This window comes from Paramicrobacterium salitolerans (genome assembly GCF_051513965.1).
Lineage (GTDB): Bacteria > Actinomycetota > Actinomycetes > Actinomycetales > Microbacteriaceae > Paramicrobacterium.
Window position 1 is genome coordinate 1,510,079 of the sequence record NZ_CP195847.1, and the last position, 16,002, is coordinate 1,526,080.

At 62.5% G+C, this 16,002-nt stretch carries 12 protein-coding genes; 2 read left to right on the top strand and 10 right to left on the bottom strand.

Annotated features, from left to right (window positions below; all coding sequences use genetic code 11):
- Nucleotides 1–108 precede the first annotated feature (108 nt).
- On the top strand, nucleotides 109–759 hold the full coding sequence (locus tag ACSAGD_RS07215) for a DUF4870 domain-containing protein (RefSeq protein ID WP_437585026.1): 651 nt from the start codon (nucleotides 109–111) through the stop codon (nucleotides 757–759).
- On the opposite strand, the gene hemW is transcribed toward ACSAGD_RS07215, so the two are convergent.
- From hemW to lepA, 3 genes are read right to left on the bottom strand one after another with little or no spacing between them, the layout of a single operon-like run.
- Nucleotides 760–1,986: a radical SAM family heme chaperone HemW gene (hemW, locus tag ACSAGD_RS07220; protein WP_437585027.1), complete on the bottom strand. Its 1,227-nt coding sequence runs from the start codon at nucleotides 1,984–1,986 to the stop codon at nucleotides 760–762.
- Nucleotides 1,987–2,643 (bottom strand): DUF1990 family protein, encoded by a 657-nt coding sequence (locus ACSAGD_RS07225; protein WP_437585028.1) that lies wholly within the window; start codon nucleotides 2,641–2,643, stop codon nucleotides 1,987–1,989.
- Nucleotides 2,644–2,647: 4 nt separating this feature from the next.
- Nucleotides 2,648–4,501 carry a translation elongation factor 4 gene (gene lepA, locus ACSAGD_RS07230; RefSeq protein ID WP_437585029.1) on the bottom strand — a complete coding sequence of 618 codons (1,854 nt, stop codon included), beginning with the start codon at nucleotides 4,499–4,501 and terminating at the stop codon, nucleotides 2,648–2,650.
- A gap of 260 nt (nucleotides 4,502–4,761) precedes the next feature.
- On the opposite strand from lepA, the gene rpsT reads away from it, so the two are divergent.
- Nucleotides 4,762–5,022, top strand: a complete 261-nt coding sequence (gene rpsT / locus ACSAGD_RS07235; RefSeq protein ID WP_437585030.1) for a 30S ribosomal protein S20 — start codon at nucleotides 4,762–4,764, stop codon at nucleotides 5,020–5,022.
- Between the two features lie 51 nt (nucleotides 5,023–5,073).
- Here the strand turns inward: rpsT and holA are convergent, their stop codons facing one another.
- From holA to cydB, 7 genes are all read right to left on the bottom strand, one after another.
- Nucleotides 5,074–6,102: a DNA polymerase III subunit delta gene (holA, locus tag ACSAGD_RS07240; RefSeq protein ID WP_437585031.1), complete on the bottom strand. Its 1,029-nt coding sequence runs from the start codon at nucleotides 6,100–6,102 to the stop codon at nucleotides 5,074–5,076.
- A gap of 28 nt (nucleotides 6,103–6,130) precedes the next feature.
- A complete protein-coding gene (locus ACSAGD_RS07245; RefSeq protein WP_437585032.1) occupies nucleotides 6,131–8,413 on the bottom strand; it encodes a ComEC/Rec2 family competence protein in 2,283 nt (760 codons plus the stop codon).
- Nucleotides 8,413–8,994, bottom strand: coding sequence for a helix-hairpin-helix domain-containing protein (locus ACSAGD_RS07250; protein WP_437585033.1), 582 nt, complete (start codon nucleotides 8,992–8,994; stop codon nucleotides 8,413–8,415). Before ACSAGD_RS07250 ends, ACSAGD_RS07245 begins: the two co-directional genes overlap by 1 nt.
- Before the next feature lie 101 nt (nucleotides 8,995–9,095).
- A complete protein-coding gene (leuS, locus tag ACSAGD_RS07255; protein ID WP_437585034.1) occupies nucleotides 9,096–11,627 on the bottom strand; it encodes a leucine--tRNA ligase in 2,532 nt (843 codons plus the stop codon).
- Between the two features lie 50 nt (nucleotides 11,628–11,677).
- The gene (cydC, locus tag ACSAGD_RS07260; protein WP_437585035.1) at nucleotides 11,678–13,357 is read right to left on the bottom strand and encodes a thiol reductant ABC exporter subunit CydC; all 1,680 of its coding nucleotides are present in this window, start codon (nucleotides 13,355–13,357) and stop codon (nucleotides 11,678–11,680) included.
- Nucleotides 13,354–15,000, bottom strand: coding sequence for a thiol reductant ABC exporter subunit CydD (gene cydD, locus ACSAGD_RS07265; protein WP_437585036.1), 1,647 nt, complete (start codon nucleotides 14,998–15,000; stop codon nucleotides 13,354–13,356). Before cydD ends, cydC begins: the two co-directional genes overlap by 4 nt.
- Nucleotides 14,975–15,994, bottom strand: coding sequence for a cytochrome d ubiquinol oxidase subunit II (cydB, locus tag ACSAGD_RS07270; RefSeq protein WP_437585037.1), 1,020 nt, complete (start codon nucleotides 15,992–15,994; stop codon nucleotides 14,975–14,977). Before cydB ends, cydD begins: the two co-directional genes overlap by 26 nt.
- Between the last annotated feature and the right edge of the window lie 8 nt (nucleotides 15,995–16,002).

Genomic DNA, 16,002 nt, shown 5'->3' on the forward strand with positions numbered 1-16,002 from the left:
TGCGGCCCGTCGAATCTGTCGATAGGTTTACTCACGTAATAGCCCGATTGGGGCCGCCGTGAGAGCGCCCGCCCTCCGATGGGCACCAGTACTTTGAAAGGCGAAGCAATGACTGACCCAAATGCACCCCAGCCGGCTGACCCAAATCAGCCCTCGCAAGGCCAGCCAGCTCAGACCCCTCCAGGCCAGCCCCAGTATGGGCAGCAGCCTCCCGAGTACGGCCAGCAGCCCCCTCAGTACGGGCAGCAGCCTCCCCAGTACGGCCAGCAGCCCCCTCAGTACGGGCAGCAGCCTCCCCAGTACGGCCAGCAGCCCCCTCAGTACGGCCAGCAGCCTCCCCAGTACGGCCAGCAGCCTTCGGGCGGGGCGCCTCTCTCGCCCGAAGACGACAAGATGTGGGCAATGTGGTCGCACTTTGGCGGTGTCCTCAGCATCCTGCCGTCGCTGATCATCTTCCTGGTTCTGAAGGACCGCGGACCGTTCGTCCGCCAGGAATCCAAAGAAGCACTGAACTGGCAGATCACGATTCTGATCGTCATCATCGGATGGTCGATTCTGATGGGCATCCTGGCTGCCGTGCTGGTCGGATCACTGATCGCGGGCGGCAGCTACACAATGATCGGAACCATGTCGGGTCTGTTCACACTGCTCGGTTGGCTGCCCTACATTCTCAACATCGTCTTCTCCATCATCGGAGGAGTGAAGGTCAAGGGTGGACAGCCCTATCGTTACCCGATCAACTTCCGCTTCATCAAGTAGTCACGCGGTCAGTCGTCTGACGACGACGTCCGCGAGAAGCCGCCCTTTGACTGTCAGCACGAGCTGGCCGCGAAGGGCGGCTTCTCCTTTCACGAGCCCGTCAGCGATGAGTCCTGCCACCTTGGATCGCGCCGGCTCATGCAGGACGTCAATCGAGAGTCCATCAGCGATGCGCGACTCCAGCAGGACACGTTCCACGTACCGCGTTTCTGCATCCAACGTTTCGCGGCCTGCCGCTGGCGAGGAACCAGCTGCCATCCGAGCGGCATATGCGGCCGGGTGCTTCACGTTCCACCAGCGGACTCCCCCGACATGGCTATGAGCGCCTGGGCCGATGCCCCACCAGTCCTGCCCCGTCCAGTAAGAGAGATTGTGCCGTGATCGGTGCGCCTCTCCCGAAGCCCAGTTGCTGACCTCGTACCATTCGTATCCCTCCGCTGCCAGCGCACTGTCGACCCATTCGTACATGTCCGCTTCGAGATCATCGTCAGGCTCCTGTACCTCGCCACGGCGAATCTGGCGCGCGAGCTTCGTACCGGCTTCCACGATGAGTGCGTAGGCAGAGAGATGATCAGGACGCTGCTCGAGCGCTGTACGGACAGAGCGCTTCCAATCATCGAGGCTCTCCCCGGGCGTCCCATAGATCAAATCGAGGCTGACGTCGAGTCCCGCGTCGCGAGCCCACCTGACGACGTGTGGAATGCGGTCGGGATCATGCGTACGCTCCAGCGTCGCGAGAACGTGCGGCACGGCGGACTGCATGCCGAACGAGACACGTGTGAAACCAGCATCCGCCAGTGCCTTGAGGTAGCGTGCATCGACGCTGTCAGGGTTCGCCTCTGTCGTTACCTCGGCGTCTGCAGCGATGCCAAATTCGTCGCGAAGCGCACACAGCATACGAGAGAGATCGGATGCCGGAAGAAGCGTAGGTGTGCCTCCGCCGAAGAACACAGTCGACAGCGATCGTGACGGAAGCTCCGCGTCGTCAAGCACGCGCCGCGCGAATCGGATCTCGCTGATGGCTTCGTCCGCATAGTCGACTTGCCGTGCGCCCCGCAGCTCGGTGGCTGTGTACGTGTTGAAATCGCAGTACCCGCAACGAGTGCGGCAGAAGGGAACGTGGACGTACGCACCCAAATCGCGCTCGGACGCGCCGCCTCTGACCGATGGAGGAAGGCTACCATCCTGAGGCGCGGGATCACCGAGAGGAAGCGTAGAAGGAGACATTCAGTCTCGGACGTTGCTCGCCCACGCCGGTGAGAGTGCGCGCAGGTACTGTGCGGACAACCTTTTGCGACGCCGCAGCAGAAGGAACGGGAAGACTTTGTACAGGAGGCCGACGGGACGAACGAACGCACGCACTACGAACCAGACGCTGTCGTCGGCTCGATGTTCGATCGCGAATGACTCTTCGCCGCTAATTGTGTGGCCCGAAATGGTACCGAAGGCGAAGGCCGCCCGTGTGGGCTCTTCGAGGACATACACGACTCGGACGCGCGAGCGTGTCCGGTACGGTCCGATTCGCCCAGAGATATTCGCGGTCGTGCCGGAGGTTATGTACGGGGTTCCGTCGGCGGCGAACCGGTCTTCCGTCTTATCGCTTCCGCGTGCGATCGGTGTTCCATCCTCTGCGAATCGCACACCCTGGTACGCGTCGCCAGGACCCCGCTCGATATCGGAGACTTTCAGACCTGCAAGACGCTGAATCTCCCACGACAGCAAAGATGCGGATGCCGCGGCGAAGCGCTCCGCTCCGCTGCCGATCTTGATCTCGGCTTCGTATGGTTTGTATCCCTTTGGCGGATACTGCATGAGGTCGGCAGCCTGAGTCGCCCCGACCGCAGCGTAATCGGTGGGCTGATCTTCGAAGTTGGACCGGCGCATGAACCTACTTCTTGTCCTTTTTGGTTTCCGTGTCTCCGCTCAGCGCGGCGATGAAGGCTTCCTGCGGCACCTCGACTCGACCGACCATCTTCATTCGCTTCTTCCCCTCTTTCTGCTTCTCGAGGAGCTTGCGCTTTCGGGAGATGTCGCCGCCATAGCACTTCGCGAGGACGTCCTTGCGTATCGCACGGATCGACTCGCGAGCGATAATACGCGATCCGATTGCGGCCTGCACAGGCACTTCGAACTGCTGGCGCGGAATCAACTGCTTCAGGCGTTCGGTCATCATGACGCCATAGGGGTAGGCCTTGTCCCTGTGCACAATTGCGCTGAAGGCATCTACCTGCTCGCCCTGCAGGAGAATGTCCACCTTGACAAGGTCGGCCTCCTGCTCCCCCATCGGCTCATAATCCAGTGACGCGTAGCCTTGCGTGCGGCTCTTCAGATGATCAAAGAAGTCGAAGACGATCTCGCCCAAAGGCATGCTGTAGCGGATCTCGACACGCTCTTCACCGAGGTATTCCATTCCGAGCATGCTCCCTCGTCGCGACTGGCATAGCTCCATGATCGCGCCCACGTACTCCTTCGGCGCGATGATACCGACCTTGACGACGGGTTCGGAGACAGAGCGGATCTTGCCTTCGGGAAACTCGCTCGGATTGGTGACGGTGGTGGCCGCACCGTCTTCCGACGTCACTTCATACGTCACGCTCGGCGCTGTGGCTATGAGATCCAGATCGAATTCTCGGCGTAGACGCTCCGTCACAATCTCCAGGTGCAACAGCCCGAGGAACCCGCAGCGGAAGCCGAAACCGAGAGCCACCGATGTCTCCGGCTCATAGTTGAGCGACGCATCCGAGAGCTTGAGCTTGTCAAGCGCTTCGCGAAGATCCGGGTAGTCGGCACCGTCCAAGGGGTAAAGGCCAGAGAAGACCATCGGCTTCGGGTCGGTGTAGCCGGGCAGAGGTTCCTCTGCGGCCGTGCGAGCGCCCGTCACGGTGTCTCCGACTCGCGACTGACGAACATCCTTCACACCGGTGATCAGATACCCCACTTCACCGACTCCGAGTCCCTCGCTGGGACGAGGCTCCGGAGACGACACCCCAATCTCCTGGAGTTCGTGCGTCGCACCGGTCGACATCATCTGCACACGCTGTTTGGGCCTAAGCGAGCCGTCGACCATGCGCACGTATGTGACCACGCCGCGGTAGCTGTCGTACACGGAGTCGAAGATCATACCGCGCGCGGGGGCGGCAGGGTCGCCCGTGGGCGCAGGCACCCGGGCGACCACCCGATCGAGGAGCTCCTCCACTCCCTCACCGGTCTTGCCGGATACGCGAAGCACGTCATCGGGCGAGCCACCGATGAGATTGGCTAGCTCCGCAGCATACTTCTCAGGATCCGCGGCGGGAAGATCGATCTTGTTCAGAACCGGGATGATCTCGAGGTCGTTCTCCAAAGCGAGGTACAGGTTCGCAAGAGTCTGCGCCTCGATGCCCTGCGCGGCATCGACGAGGAGGATCGCGCCCTCGCAGGCGGCGAGAGAACGAGAGACCTCATACGTGAAGTCCACGTGCCCAGGGGTGTCGATCATATTGAGCGCGTACGTGTCGCCGGTCATCTCCCAGGGCATGCGAACAGCCTGGCTCTTGATTGTGATGCCGCGCTCGCGCTCGATGTCCATCCGATCGAGGTACTGGGCCCGCATGTCTCTCTCGGCGACGATGCCGGTGACCTGCAGCATTCGGTCGGCAAGAGTCGACTTACCGTGATCAATGTGCGCGATGATGCAGAAGTTGCGGATGAAAGCTGGATCGGTAGCGGCTGGCTCAAGTGCCGTGACTGCTCTAGGGCTCAACGCGTTCCTCACTGTGTTCTTGGTGACTGTCGTCTATTGTCCCATGACGCGACGTGAATGTTCTCTCCACGTTCTCGACAGGCACGCGGCCACTGGGCCTCGTCGCGGAGAGAGCACGAGGATCGTATTTCGCCTCTGCAAGTAGTCCTGATAGAATGTGGTGTTGGCTTGCGTGTGGTAACACCGCACGAATCGCCGGAAGCGCCCTCTCTCGCCCCGCCGGCACCATCGAAGAAACCAAACGAAAGCGCAAAACAAACGTGGCAAACATCAAGTCGCAGATCAAGCGAATCGGCACCAACCTCAAGGCGCAGGAGCGCAACCGTCAGGTGAAGAGCGAGCTCAAGACCGTCGTTCGCGCAACCCGTGAGGCCGTCGACGCCGGAGACAAGGAGAAGGCGACGAAGGCCTTCGCTCTTGCTTCGAAGAAGCTCGACAAGGCCGTGAGCAAGGGTGTCATCCACCGCAACCAGGCTGCGAACCGCAAGTCTGGTCTGGCTCAGAAGGTGAACTCACTCTAGGCTTCAGCGCCAGCAGAGACGTGAACGGCCCCGCGTTGCGGGGCCGTTCTTCTATTTCTCGGACGCGCCGCGACGCGCGATGACCGTGATGAGACGTTCCACCGCGTAGATAGGATCCCGGGATGCGCCTTTGACGGATGCATCAGCGTCAGCAAGCGCGATGATCGCGTTTCCGAGTCCCGCATCGGTCCACCCCTGGGCATCACGGCGTGCTCGGTCCACCTGCCACGGCGCCATTCCGAGTCTGCCGGCAAGCTGACCCGATGACCCCGATGTTCCAGCAACCTTCGCCATCGCACGGATCTTCATGGCGAACGCTGCGACGACAGGGACAGGATCGGCGCCGGAGTCCAATGCATGACGCAGAGCGATGAGAGCTTCAGCAGTGCGACCCGCGATCGCAAGGTCGGCCACCGTGAACGCCGTTGTTTCGACTCGACCGCCGTAATATCTGTCGACGACATCCTCAGTGATGTGGTCAGAGGAATCCGCGATCAGCTGCTGGCACGCGGCCGCGAGCTCACTCACATCATCGGAGAACGCCGACACTACTTGGCGGAGCGCGCCGGGTGTGATCCTCTTGTCTGCTCGTGAGAACTCCGCACGTGCAAAATCAACCTTCTCAGAGTCCTTCTTGAGTTCATTGCAGACAATCTCGATCGCTGATCCCTCGGCGGCGCGGACAGCCTCCAACAGCCTCTTTCCACGCACGCCTCCCCCATGCCTGAGGACCAGGTACGTGCTCTCCGCCGGTTCCGCGAGATACTGCAAGGCTTCGGTGAGAAAGGCATCTGTGCACTTCTCCACCGAACTCGCTCGGATGAGCCGGGGCTCAGCGAACAGCGAGGGGCTCGCCAGAGTCAGAAGCTCGCCCGGCTGATAGGTCTGCGCGTCGATGTCGCTGACCTCCAGGCTCGGGTCCTCGGCGCGCAGGTAGTCCCGCAGGCCTCGGATAGCACGATCAGCGAAGAGATCTTGAGGTCCGGACACCAGCACGACCGGCGACGGGCGCACCTCGTGCCAGGCCAGCTGCGGGATAGCGCTCGACGGCCGTGCTGCGCTTCGTTTGGGTCGTGCCACTGATTCCTCCTACGAGTCGCGTTCAAGCCTAATCGGCGGAGGTGACACGAGGCGCCTCCTCCGACCAGACAGAGAGTCCCTCGCGGTCAGGAGTGAGCAGGATGGTCCCACGCAGGTCGGTGCGAAGCGGTGAGCTGCCGGCAGCGATGAGATCGCTGAGCGTATCTGCACCGGGATGCCCATAGCTGTTGTCCGCACCGACTGAGATAAGGGCCTTCTCTGCGGAGAGGTGCTGATAGAGCTCAGCACTTTGATCCGAGCTCCCGTGATGAGCGACCTTGACAATATCGACTGTTCCCAGACCCGGGTTGCTCGAAAGGAGCGCGCGCTGCGACTCCTCCCCCAGATCTCCGAGAAACAGCATCCGCACATTCTGGACGTCGAGGGCCAAAACAATGCTGCCGGGGTTCCCCGAGAGTCTCGAGTCGGGTGGCCACAGCACTTCGAAGTCGATGTCTCCGACGCTACCTCGTCTGCCTCGCAGGGGCGTCAGTATTGAGGCGCCGCTTGCCTTCAGGTGGTCGATGATCTGCTCGGCCTTAGCCTCGGCCGGCCGCTGGACGAATGCAGTAGTTGTAATCGCAGCGACGGCATCGAGACCGCCGACATGATCCAAGTCGTAGTGAGTAAGGACCAGGAGGTCGACATCCACAATGCCGAGTTCGGTCATGCACTGTTCCAGCGGTTCAGCCGAGGGCCCCGTGTCGATCAGGATGACTGCGTCAGAAGAGCGAATGAACACGGCATCTCCCTGTCCCACATCGCACGCGGCGACGAGCCAAGCGGCTGGTCGCGTCAGGGACGAGACAGCTGGCGGCACAATGGCGACCGCCAGGTAGACCCCCAACGACACGCACAGGAGTCCCTGGCCTACCGCGCCGAGCGGATGATGGCGAAACCGCGAAGAGAGGATGAGGGCGATTGCAAGCGCCGTGCCAGCGGCCAGGACCACCGCGCCGAGGATGCCGGGAAGCCACGGTGCCTTCGCACCGGGGAGGCTCGCCATGACGGTGGCGACACCGCCGATCCACGACGCGGGAACGAAAGCGATCCAGATGAGCAGGTGCGCGAGCGCCGGGAGGACAGGGGTCAGAAGACACGCGACAAGACCCACAACCGTGCCGACAGGTGCAGCAGGCGCGGCGAGGATATTCGCCGCGACACCGTATACGCTGATCGAACTCGAAAGGAGGATGAGTACGGACTGACAGGCGAGCTGCGCCGCGAGAGGGACTCCGATCAGCGTGGCCACACCGCGAGGCAGGAAACGGCTCAGGGCGCTGCTCATCGGGCGTGACAGGAGCAGAAGACCTGCGGTGGCCAAGACGCTCAGCGTGAAACCGATGTCGACGGCGTACCAGGGATCGACGATGAGGAGACACAGAACGCTGAGTGAGAGCACGGGAACGCCAAGTGACGCGCGTCCCGTCAGATGAACCACGAGAGCGAGGCTCGCCATGACGCTCGCACGCACAACACTCGCCTGCGGCGTCACGAGGATGACAAACGCGGCGAGCACGCACAGCGCCCCGGCGACGCGGAGGCCTCTGCCCACCCCACACCTCGCAAGGGCGAACATTGCGAACGCCACGATGATGGCGCAGTTCGCGCCTGAGACAGCGGTGAGGTGGCTGAGGGAAGAATCTTTCATCGCTTCATCGAGAACCGACGACACCTGACTCGTGTCCCCTACGGCGAGTCCGGGAAGAAGCATCCCGCCCGCTCCGGGCAACTCCGTGCAAAGATCAGCGAAGGCGTGACGCATCTCGTTTGCCCAACGAATGCCTGTCGGAGCATCTGAGATGACGGTGGCTCCAGCGTCGGCGAAGAGGAGCGCAGCGCTCCTGTCAAACGCATCGGTCGCCATAAGATCGGCTGCAAACTCGACGCGGCTCCCTAAGTCGATATCCTCATCTGTCTCAGGGAGAAAAACCGTAGTCGGGACGCGAACAGGGGTTCCATCGATCGATACGAGAGTCGCGGTCAACCGGACTCCGCCATCTGATCGCGGCGCCGGCAGCGCATCTACGACTGCGTGGATGCTTTCACTGTGACCCGCCTCGAGCGCGTCGTCGAGTGCCTCAGGCATGCGTTGAGTAGATCCCCAAGCGACGGCGGCAGTGACGAGGCCAACAGCGAGACAGCTGATGGCAATGACGACGAGCACACCCCCAATGCGCCGAAGCACGCACCACGTGACAGCGACCGCACCGATCGTGCTCGCCAACACCCAGATCACCGTGGCATGGCTCGTCCCAATCGTGACCAGCGCTGCCGCCCACGCACAGGCTGCTGCGATGAGGAGATGCATCAGACTCTCACGAGGTCTTTCAGCCCTTCGAACGTCTTCTCACCGATGCCCGACACATGTCTCAGATCATCGACGGAGCGGAATCCTCCGTTCTCATCCCTCCACGCGATGATGCGGGCCGCGAGTGCTGGGCCGATCCGTGGCAGCGTTTCGAGCTCTTCGGCGTCTGCAGCGTTGAGGTCAACGAGGCCATCTTCAGCGTCCTGAGCTTCTTGCTCCCCCTCGACCGGCACACGCAGTTGCTCTCCGTCCGTGACGAAGCGGGCGAGATTGATCGCCGAGTCATCAGCGTCGTCTCTGAGTCCTCCGGCAGCCGTTATGGCATCCATCACGCGGGCCCCAGCAGGCAGGCGATAGAGACCAGGTGCGTCGACGGCGCCGAGCACATGCACGTAGATACCAGCTGGGGTGGAGGTCGCGGTCGTGAGCGGAACCGCCACAGTCTCCTCACCCTGTCTGAAGAGAGAAACAGCCACTGTTCCCGCGAGCCCGACGAGTACGAGCAAGACAGCTACCCCTGCGCCGAACCGCATGCGTCGAGGTCGCGTGCTGCGTCGAGACAGCTGACCTCGTTCCTCCATGCTCCCAACGCTAGGCCGAACCGAACTGCGGGGCCGGATCGTGGTGCCGAGCTGTGGAGAAGACCTTTTCGGGGCCGCTTGTGGACGGCCCCGAAAAGCATCTACTTCGCTGTGGCGATGCTCACAATCTTCGGCGCGCGGACGATGACGTTCGTGATCTGCTTATCACCGACAGTGCGAACGACGTTGGTATCCGCACGCGCAAGACGCTCGAGTTCACCGGGATCGATCGAGGGCGAGATCTGCAGACGAGCGCGCACCTTGCCATTCACCTGAACCACAGCCGTGACTTCCTCCTCGACCAGCAAAGCCGGCTCTGGCGTTGGCCAGAGGACTGCTGCCACGGTCGGCTCGTAGCCGAGCATGCTCCACATGTCCTCCGCCGTGTACGGTGCGAAAACATTCAGCGCTATCGCTATCGTCTCGGCCGCCTCGCGCACTGCAGGGTCGGATGCGCCTGCACCCGAGTCGATCGTCTTGCGGGTGACGTTCACGAGTTCCATGAGCCTGGCAATCGCGACGTTGAACTTGTAGGACTCAACGAGCTCCGGCGCATCAGCGAGGAAGTGGTGCACATGGCGGCGCAGCGACCTATCGCCGTCAACGGCATCCGTACCAGGCTCACTCGTGACGTCGTGGGCGATGCGCCATGCACGTGCGAGGAACTTTGACGAGCCTGCTGCGGACACGTCCGCCCAGTCGATATCGTCCTCCGGTGGTCCTGCGAAAGCGAGAGTCACACGGAGCGCATCCGCACCGTAGTCGCGCATCTCTGATGCAAACTCCACGAGGTTGCCTACGCTCTTGCTCATCTTCTGGCCGTCCATGAGGACCATGCCCTGATTCAGAAGCGCTGAGAACGGCTCCTCGAAGTCGAGATATCCGAGATCATGCAGCACCTTCGTCATGAAGCGTGAGTAGAGAAGGTGGAGGATCGCGTGCTCCACGCCGCCGACATACTGGTCGACCGGAGCCCATCGACGCGCTTCCTCGACGTCGAAAGCCATCGTCTCCGAGTTCGGAGACAGATATCGGAGGAAGTACCAGGAGCTGTCGACAAACGTGTCCATCGTGTCTGAGTCCCGCCGTGCCTGTCCGCCACAGCTCGGGCAATCGACGGAGGCCCACTCATCGGCGGCGCCAAGAGGGCTCGACCCCTTCGGACGCAGATCGAGGCCCTTGGCATCTGGAAGACGCACCGGCAACTGGTCCTCGGGAACCGGCACCTCGCCGCACTCGGGGCAGTGGATGATCGGAATAGGTGTTCCCCAGTAACGCTGACGTGAGATGAGCCAGTCACGAAGCCGATAGTTCTTAGCCGTGTCTCCTCGCCCGGTCTCCGCCAACCTGTCTGTCATGGCCTCGACAGCGGCGTCCTGCTCCATGCCGTCGAACGGGCCTGAGTTGACCAAACGTCCGCCTCCAGTGAGCGCGACGCCCGTAGCCTTTGGATCCAGGCTTTCGGGGTCGGCGTCGTCACCGGGATGAACAACCAGGGTCACGGGGAGGTCGAAGGCACGTGCGAAGTCGAGATCACGCTGATCGTGTGCGGGAACAGCCATCACCGCTCCGTGACCGTAGTCGGCGAGCACATAGTCGGCGGCCCAGATTGGAAGTCGTTCGCCGGTCAGCGGGTGCATCGCATATCGCTCAAGGAAGACTCCGGTTTTCTCGCGGTCCGTCGACAGCCGATCGATGTCGTTCTCTGTCTTTGTCTGCTCCAAATAGCTCTGGAACGCGGTCTGAACGTCTTCTGACGCGCCTGTCGCGAGTTGCGCAGCGAGCTCGGAGTCCGGAGCAACAGCCATGAATGTGACGCCGTAGAGCGTGTCGGGCCGCGTCGTGAAAACGCTGATCGGCTCGTGGTGTCCCTCAATTTCAAACGTGACGTCGGCACCGAGGGAGCGACCCACCCAGTTCCGCTGCATCGACAGGACCTTTGCCGGCCAGGATCCCTCGAGCTGCTCGAGATCATCGACGAGGCGGTCTGCGTAGTCCGTGATGCGGAAGTACCACTGTGTGAGGTTTCGCTTCGTGACCTGCGCTCCGCACCGCTCGCACGCACCGTCTACGACCTGCTCGTTTGCAAGCACCGTCTGATCGTTCGGGCACCAGTTCACGGGGCTGGCCTTCCGGTAGGCCAGTCCCTTCTCATAGAGCTTCAGGAACAGCCACTGGTTCCAGCGGTAGTACTCGGGGTCGGACGTATGGATCTCTCGCGACCAGTCGAATGAGGGTGCATAGACACGGAAGCTTGTCTTCTGCTGCTCAATGTTCGAATACGTCCATTCGCGAGGGTCTGCTCCTCGCTTGATCGCTGCGTTCTCGGCCGGGAGCCCGAAAGAATCCCACCCGACGGGGTGGAGCACGTTGTAACCGCGCTGTCGCCAGTACCGAGCGAGGATGTCGCAGAGACCAAACGCCTCCGCATGGCCCATGTGCAGGTCGCCTGAGGGGTACGAGAACATATCGAGAACGTACTTGCGCGGACGCTCGTCGTCGGCATCGTCGGTGGCAAAAGGCTTCAGCTCGTCCCAGACAGGTAGCCACTTCTCCTGAATCGCGGCGAAGTCGTATTTCTCGGCTGCTTCATGTGCTGTCTGCTCGTGGGACACGTGACTCTCAATCTCCATCGCGGCGACCTGGGGCTCGGAACGCGGACGCCCAACTACTAAGGATACCGCTAGACGAGTCTTCCCTCCCGCACCGTGAACCGCCTGTCAATCAGGTCTTCTGGAACATCGTCGTGTGACAGCAGAACGATGCTTCGGCCTCGCTCCTGAGCCGCCGAGAGGAGTGACCTCATGAGTGATTGCGCCCGCGCCGCATCCACATTCGCCGTGGGTTCATCCAGCACCAGAATCGGGAAGCCTCGGAGAAGCGCTCGTGCCAGTGAGAGACGCTGGGCTTGCCCTCCTGAGATCAGTGCTCCGCGCTCCCCCACACGAACATCCAGACCTCCTCGCTCCTTTGCCCAGTTGCGGAGGCCGACAGCGTCGAGAGCGTTCCAGAGGTCATCGTCAGTGGCCGCATCGTGTGCGAACAGCAGATTCTGCCGGATGGACTCATCGAAGATATGAGGATGCTGCTCGCACACGCCTACGATCTCTCGGACGCTCCGCGGGTTCGACGCCGTTCGTCCGCCGATCTCGTAGGTACCGGTGTGCTCAATGAAACGCGCGAGCACAGCCGCCAGTGTGGACTTGCCTGACCCGCTCGACCCGCTGATCAGGACGCACTCGCCGGGGCGCACCTCAAGATCGACGTCTCGGAGAATGTCAGACCCGGACCCGGGCCACCGAGCCGAAACGTCAGCGAGACGAAGCGTGGTGTCCTGCGGGCCGACCGGTTCATTGTCTTGCGCTTCCCCGGGGAGCTCAGCGGGCAGCGTCGTTGGCGCAACATCTGCTAGCCGCTCCGCGCTGGCTCTCACGACCCTCCAGTGACCTAGTGCGAGCGGCAGGGCGCCGATGACTTCGAAGACAGCAAGCGGCACGAGCGCGACGACCGCGAAAGCAGGCCCTGATCCAGCGTGCTGAGCAATCGGAAGCGCTGCGAAGATGCTCACGGCTACCGTGAGGCCCGCCCCGAGTGTGATGACGCCCCCGCCGGTTCCTACAGCGGCCGACCGTCGAAGTGCGGCACGAGTGGCCGCGGCATCCGCTTCTCTGACCGCACCGAGTGCGCGAACATCTGCACCGTAGTGCGCCAACACGGTGTACCCGACTGTGTACTCGGTGAGGGCCCGCACGAGCTGCTCACGGTGCGGGGCGATGAGTCGTTCGGATGCCGCTGCGACACGGGTTCCCGCGAACATCGCCACGACAGCGCAGATGACGAGCGTGAGTCCGAGAACCGCAGCGGCGGGCGGTGAGATCAGAGATACACCGATAACTGCGGCAACCGCCACGACTGTGGACGTGATGACAGGATTGACCACTCGCAACGAGAGATTCTGCAGTTCGTCGACATCTGTGACCAGCGCGTTCAGAACCGATCCCGACGATGCTCTTCCCCGTCCGGCGGGAACCCAGGGGATCAGCCGTTCGAGCAGATCAACACGCATCGCGGCGAGCTGACGAAACGCCGCATCGTGACTGTAGAGCCTCTCCAAATAGCGGAACACGGAACGTGCAAGGGCGAAGGCGCGCACCCCGACCGTCGCCATCGTCAGAAAGAGCACCGGGGGCTGCTCTGCGGCACGGACGATGAGCCAGGCACTCGTGGCCATGAGCGCGACGACAGCGAGCCCCATCGCCACACCGGAAGCGATGCCAGGCAGTGCGCGACGCGCGGGCGGCAGCGCAGTCCGCAGAATACGCCGGGTCTCGGATCGTCTGTCAGTCGTCATCGTGTGCGTCACGTGACCACCTCCAGCTGCTCTTCGATGTCGACGTGCCGGTCCGCCCACTCGAGCAGTGCTGTCCGGTGCGTGACGACGATCACGCTCGCTCCGCGTGAGGCCAGATGCCTGAGCCCCCGCGCTACGGCTTCTTCGCTTCGTTCGTCGAGCGCGGAGGTTGGTTCGTCGACGGCGATCACACTGACGTTCTGCCCTACGGCGCGATAGAAGCACCGGGCGAGTGCCACTCTCTGCCGCTGCCCACCGGAGAGACCTTCTCCCGCGTCGTCCAGTCGCGTCTCGAGTTCGATGTCCCCGGCACCTGCGAGCCGCAGAGCGTGCGTGGCCAAAGTTGCGTCCGGACTCACGCTGCCGAGAGTCACGTTGTCGAGGACCGTCCCAGCGACCAGATACGCCGTCTGCGGCGCCCATGCCAGCCAGTTTCTGTCCTGCATGCGCGCATTCGATACATCTGTCCCGCCCACGCTCATCGTGCCCGTATGCGTCGCCGCTCCGGCGATCGCATCCAGCAGCGTGGACTTTCCCGCGCCGCTCGAGCCCGTTATCGCAGTGACCGTCCCGCGTGGGAACGAGATGCTCAGAGGGCCGATTCGTGCATTCTCTCCGCGCTCGACCGCGACATCAGAGAGGACGAGATCACCCGATGGATGCAGCTCGTGGACCGCGGGACGCTCAGCGGACGCGGCATCCAGGATGTCAAACGCCTTCTCTGCGGCTTCTGTGCCCTCGGCTGCGGCATGGAACTGCGCACCAACCTGTCGAATTGGGAAGTAGACATCCGGAGCGAGAAGAAGTACGAAGAGGCCGACTGTCAGAGACAGCGCTCCATCCACGAGACGGAAACCGATCGACACTGCGATGAGCGCGACAGAGAGACTCGCCATGAGCTCAAGCACGAAGCCCGACAGAAATGAGATGCGCAGCACACCCATCGTGCGCCGACGATAGTCATCCGTCATCTCTCTCACACGTCCGATCTGACGGCGCTCGCGGCCGAAGATCTTGAGCGTTCCGAGTCCAGAGATGACATCCATGAAATGAACTGAGAGCTGTGTCAGTCCATCCCACTGGCGCCGCTGTGCCGCTTTTGTCGCCAACCCGATCAGCACCATGAAGATCGGAACGATCGGCAGTGTCACGACGAGAATCACACCGGAGAGCCAATCCTGCGCGAGCACGACAGCGATGAGCACAGGAACGGTGATTGCCGTGCGGATGAGCTGCGGGATGTACTTCGCGAAGTAGTCATCGAGGGCATCGACACCTCGCGCGAGCAGTGTCGCGAGCGCAGTTGAGTTCTCGTGTGCGAGCCACGCGGGCCCCAGCCTGTCGACTGCCTCGAGGATGCCGAGGCGAAGTTCGCTCTTCGCACGGGCCGCTCCGCGTGTGCCCACAGCCTCGAGAAGCCAGACGATAGCTCCTCGAATCAGCGCAGCGGCTCCAGCCATGGCACTCGAGGTGACAACGTGCCAGGGTGAGGCGCCGCCGAGCGCAGAGGTGATGGCGTTCGTCACAAACCAGGCGAATCCGATGATCGCCGCGGTATCGATGGCCGTGAGCACTGCACCGAGCGTGAGGAATCGGCGGGACGAGCGCGCGTAGCGGAGCAGCCTCGGATCAAGCGGGCGCATGTGTTTCGGCATCCTGCGGAATGTGCTCGCGCATCACGCGCTTGCGGAACACCCAATATGTCCAGCCCTGATAGAGCAGCACGAGCGGAAGCGCGATGAGCGCGATCCAGCTCATCACCTCCAGGGTGTACGGCGTCGACGACGCGTTGGCGATCGTCAAGCTGTTCGCCGGATCATTCGAGGCCGGCATCACCGCGGGGTGCAGTGCAGTGAAGAGTGCCAGCACCGCGAAGCCGATGGTGCCCGCCATCAGCGAGAAGGCGACCCCCTCACGGCCACGCGCGTTCGCAATCAGCGCTCCGATGAGGGCGACTGCTGCGCCGCCGGCCACCACATAAAGTGCGAGCGTTCCGTGCTCGATACATGTCCAGACGAGGAACGCGGCTGCGGCCAGAACAGCGAGGATGCCTGACCGGGCCGCGAGACGACGCGCGCGGAGGCGGATATCGCCATCGGTCTTCAGCGCGACGAAGATCACGCCGTGCGTGAAGAAGAGCAGCAACGTTGTGACACCTCCGAGCAGCGCGTACGGGTTGAGAAGGTCGAGGAGGCTTCCCACGAAATCGTGATTCGCATCCAGGGGAACGCCGTGCACGACGTTCGCAAACGCGACGCCCCACAGGAGCGCAGGCAGTGCGGACCCGATGATGATGAAGAGGTCGAACCGGCGTCGCCAGGAAGCTTCGGGCCGCTGGTGCCGGTACTCGAAGGACACGCCGCGCAGAATCAGCGCCACCAAGATCACCAGCAGCGGCAGGTAGAATCCGCTGAACAGCGTGGCGTACCACTCGGGGAATGCCGCAAACAGAGCGGCCCCGGCGACGATCACCCATGTCTCGTTGAGATCCCAGACGGGCCCGATCGTATTGATGAGTACTCGTCGATCCGTATCGTCTCGACCGAGGAAGGGCAGCGACATTCCGACGCCGAAATCGAATCCGTCCAGCACGAAGTACCCGATGAACAAGGCGGCGATCAGCCAGAACCAGAGGAGTGAAAGATCCATGGATGCCT

Coding starts and splice junctions, on each gene's coding strand:
- ACSAGD_RS07215 (WP_437585026.1), top strand. CDS start 109: ATGACTGACCCAAATGCACCCCAGCCGGCTGACCCAAATCAGCCCTCG.
- cydD (WP_437585036.1), bottom strand. CDS start 15,000: ATGCCGAAACACATGCGCCCGCTTGATCCGAGGCTGCTCCGCTACGCG.
- hemW (WP_437585027.1), bottom strand. CDS start 1,986: ATGTCTCCTTCTACGCTTCCTCTCGGTGATCCCGCGCCTCAGGATGGT.
- ACSAGD_RS07250 (WP_437585033.1), bottom strand. CDS start 8,994: ATGGAGGAACGAGGTCAGCTGTCTCGACGCAGCACGCGACCTCGACGC.
- leuS (WP_437585034.1), bottom strand. CDS start 11,627: ATGGAGATTGAGAGTCACGTGTCCCACGAGCAGACAGCACATGAAGCA.
- ACSAGD_RS07225 (WP_437585028.1), bottom strand. CDS start 2,643: ATGCGCCGGTCCAACTTCGAAGATCAGCCCACCGATTACGCTGCGGTC.
- cydB (WP_437585037.1), bottom strand. CDS start 15,994: ATGGATCTTTCACTCCTCTGGTTCTGGCTGATCGCCGCCTTGTTCATC.
- ACSAGD_RS07245 (WP_437585032.1), bottom strand. CDS start 8,413: ATGCATCTCCTCATCGCAGCAGCCTGTGCGTGGGCGGCAGCGCTGGTC.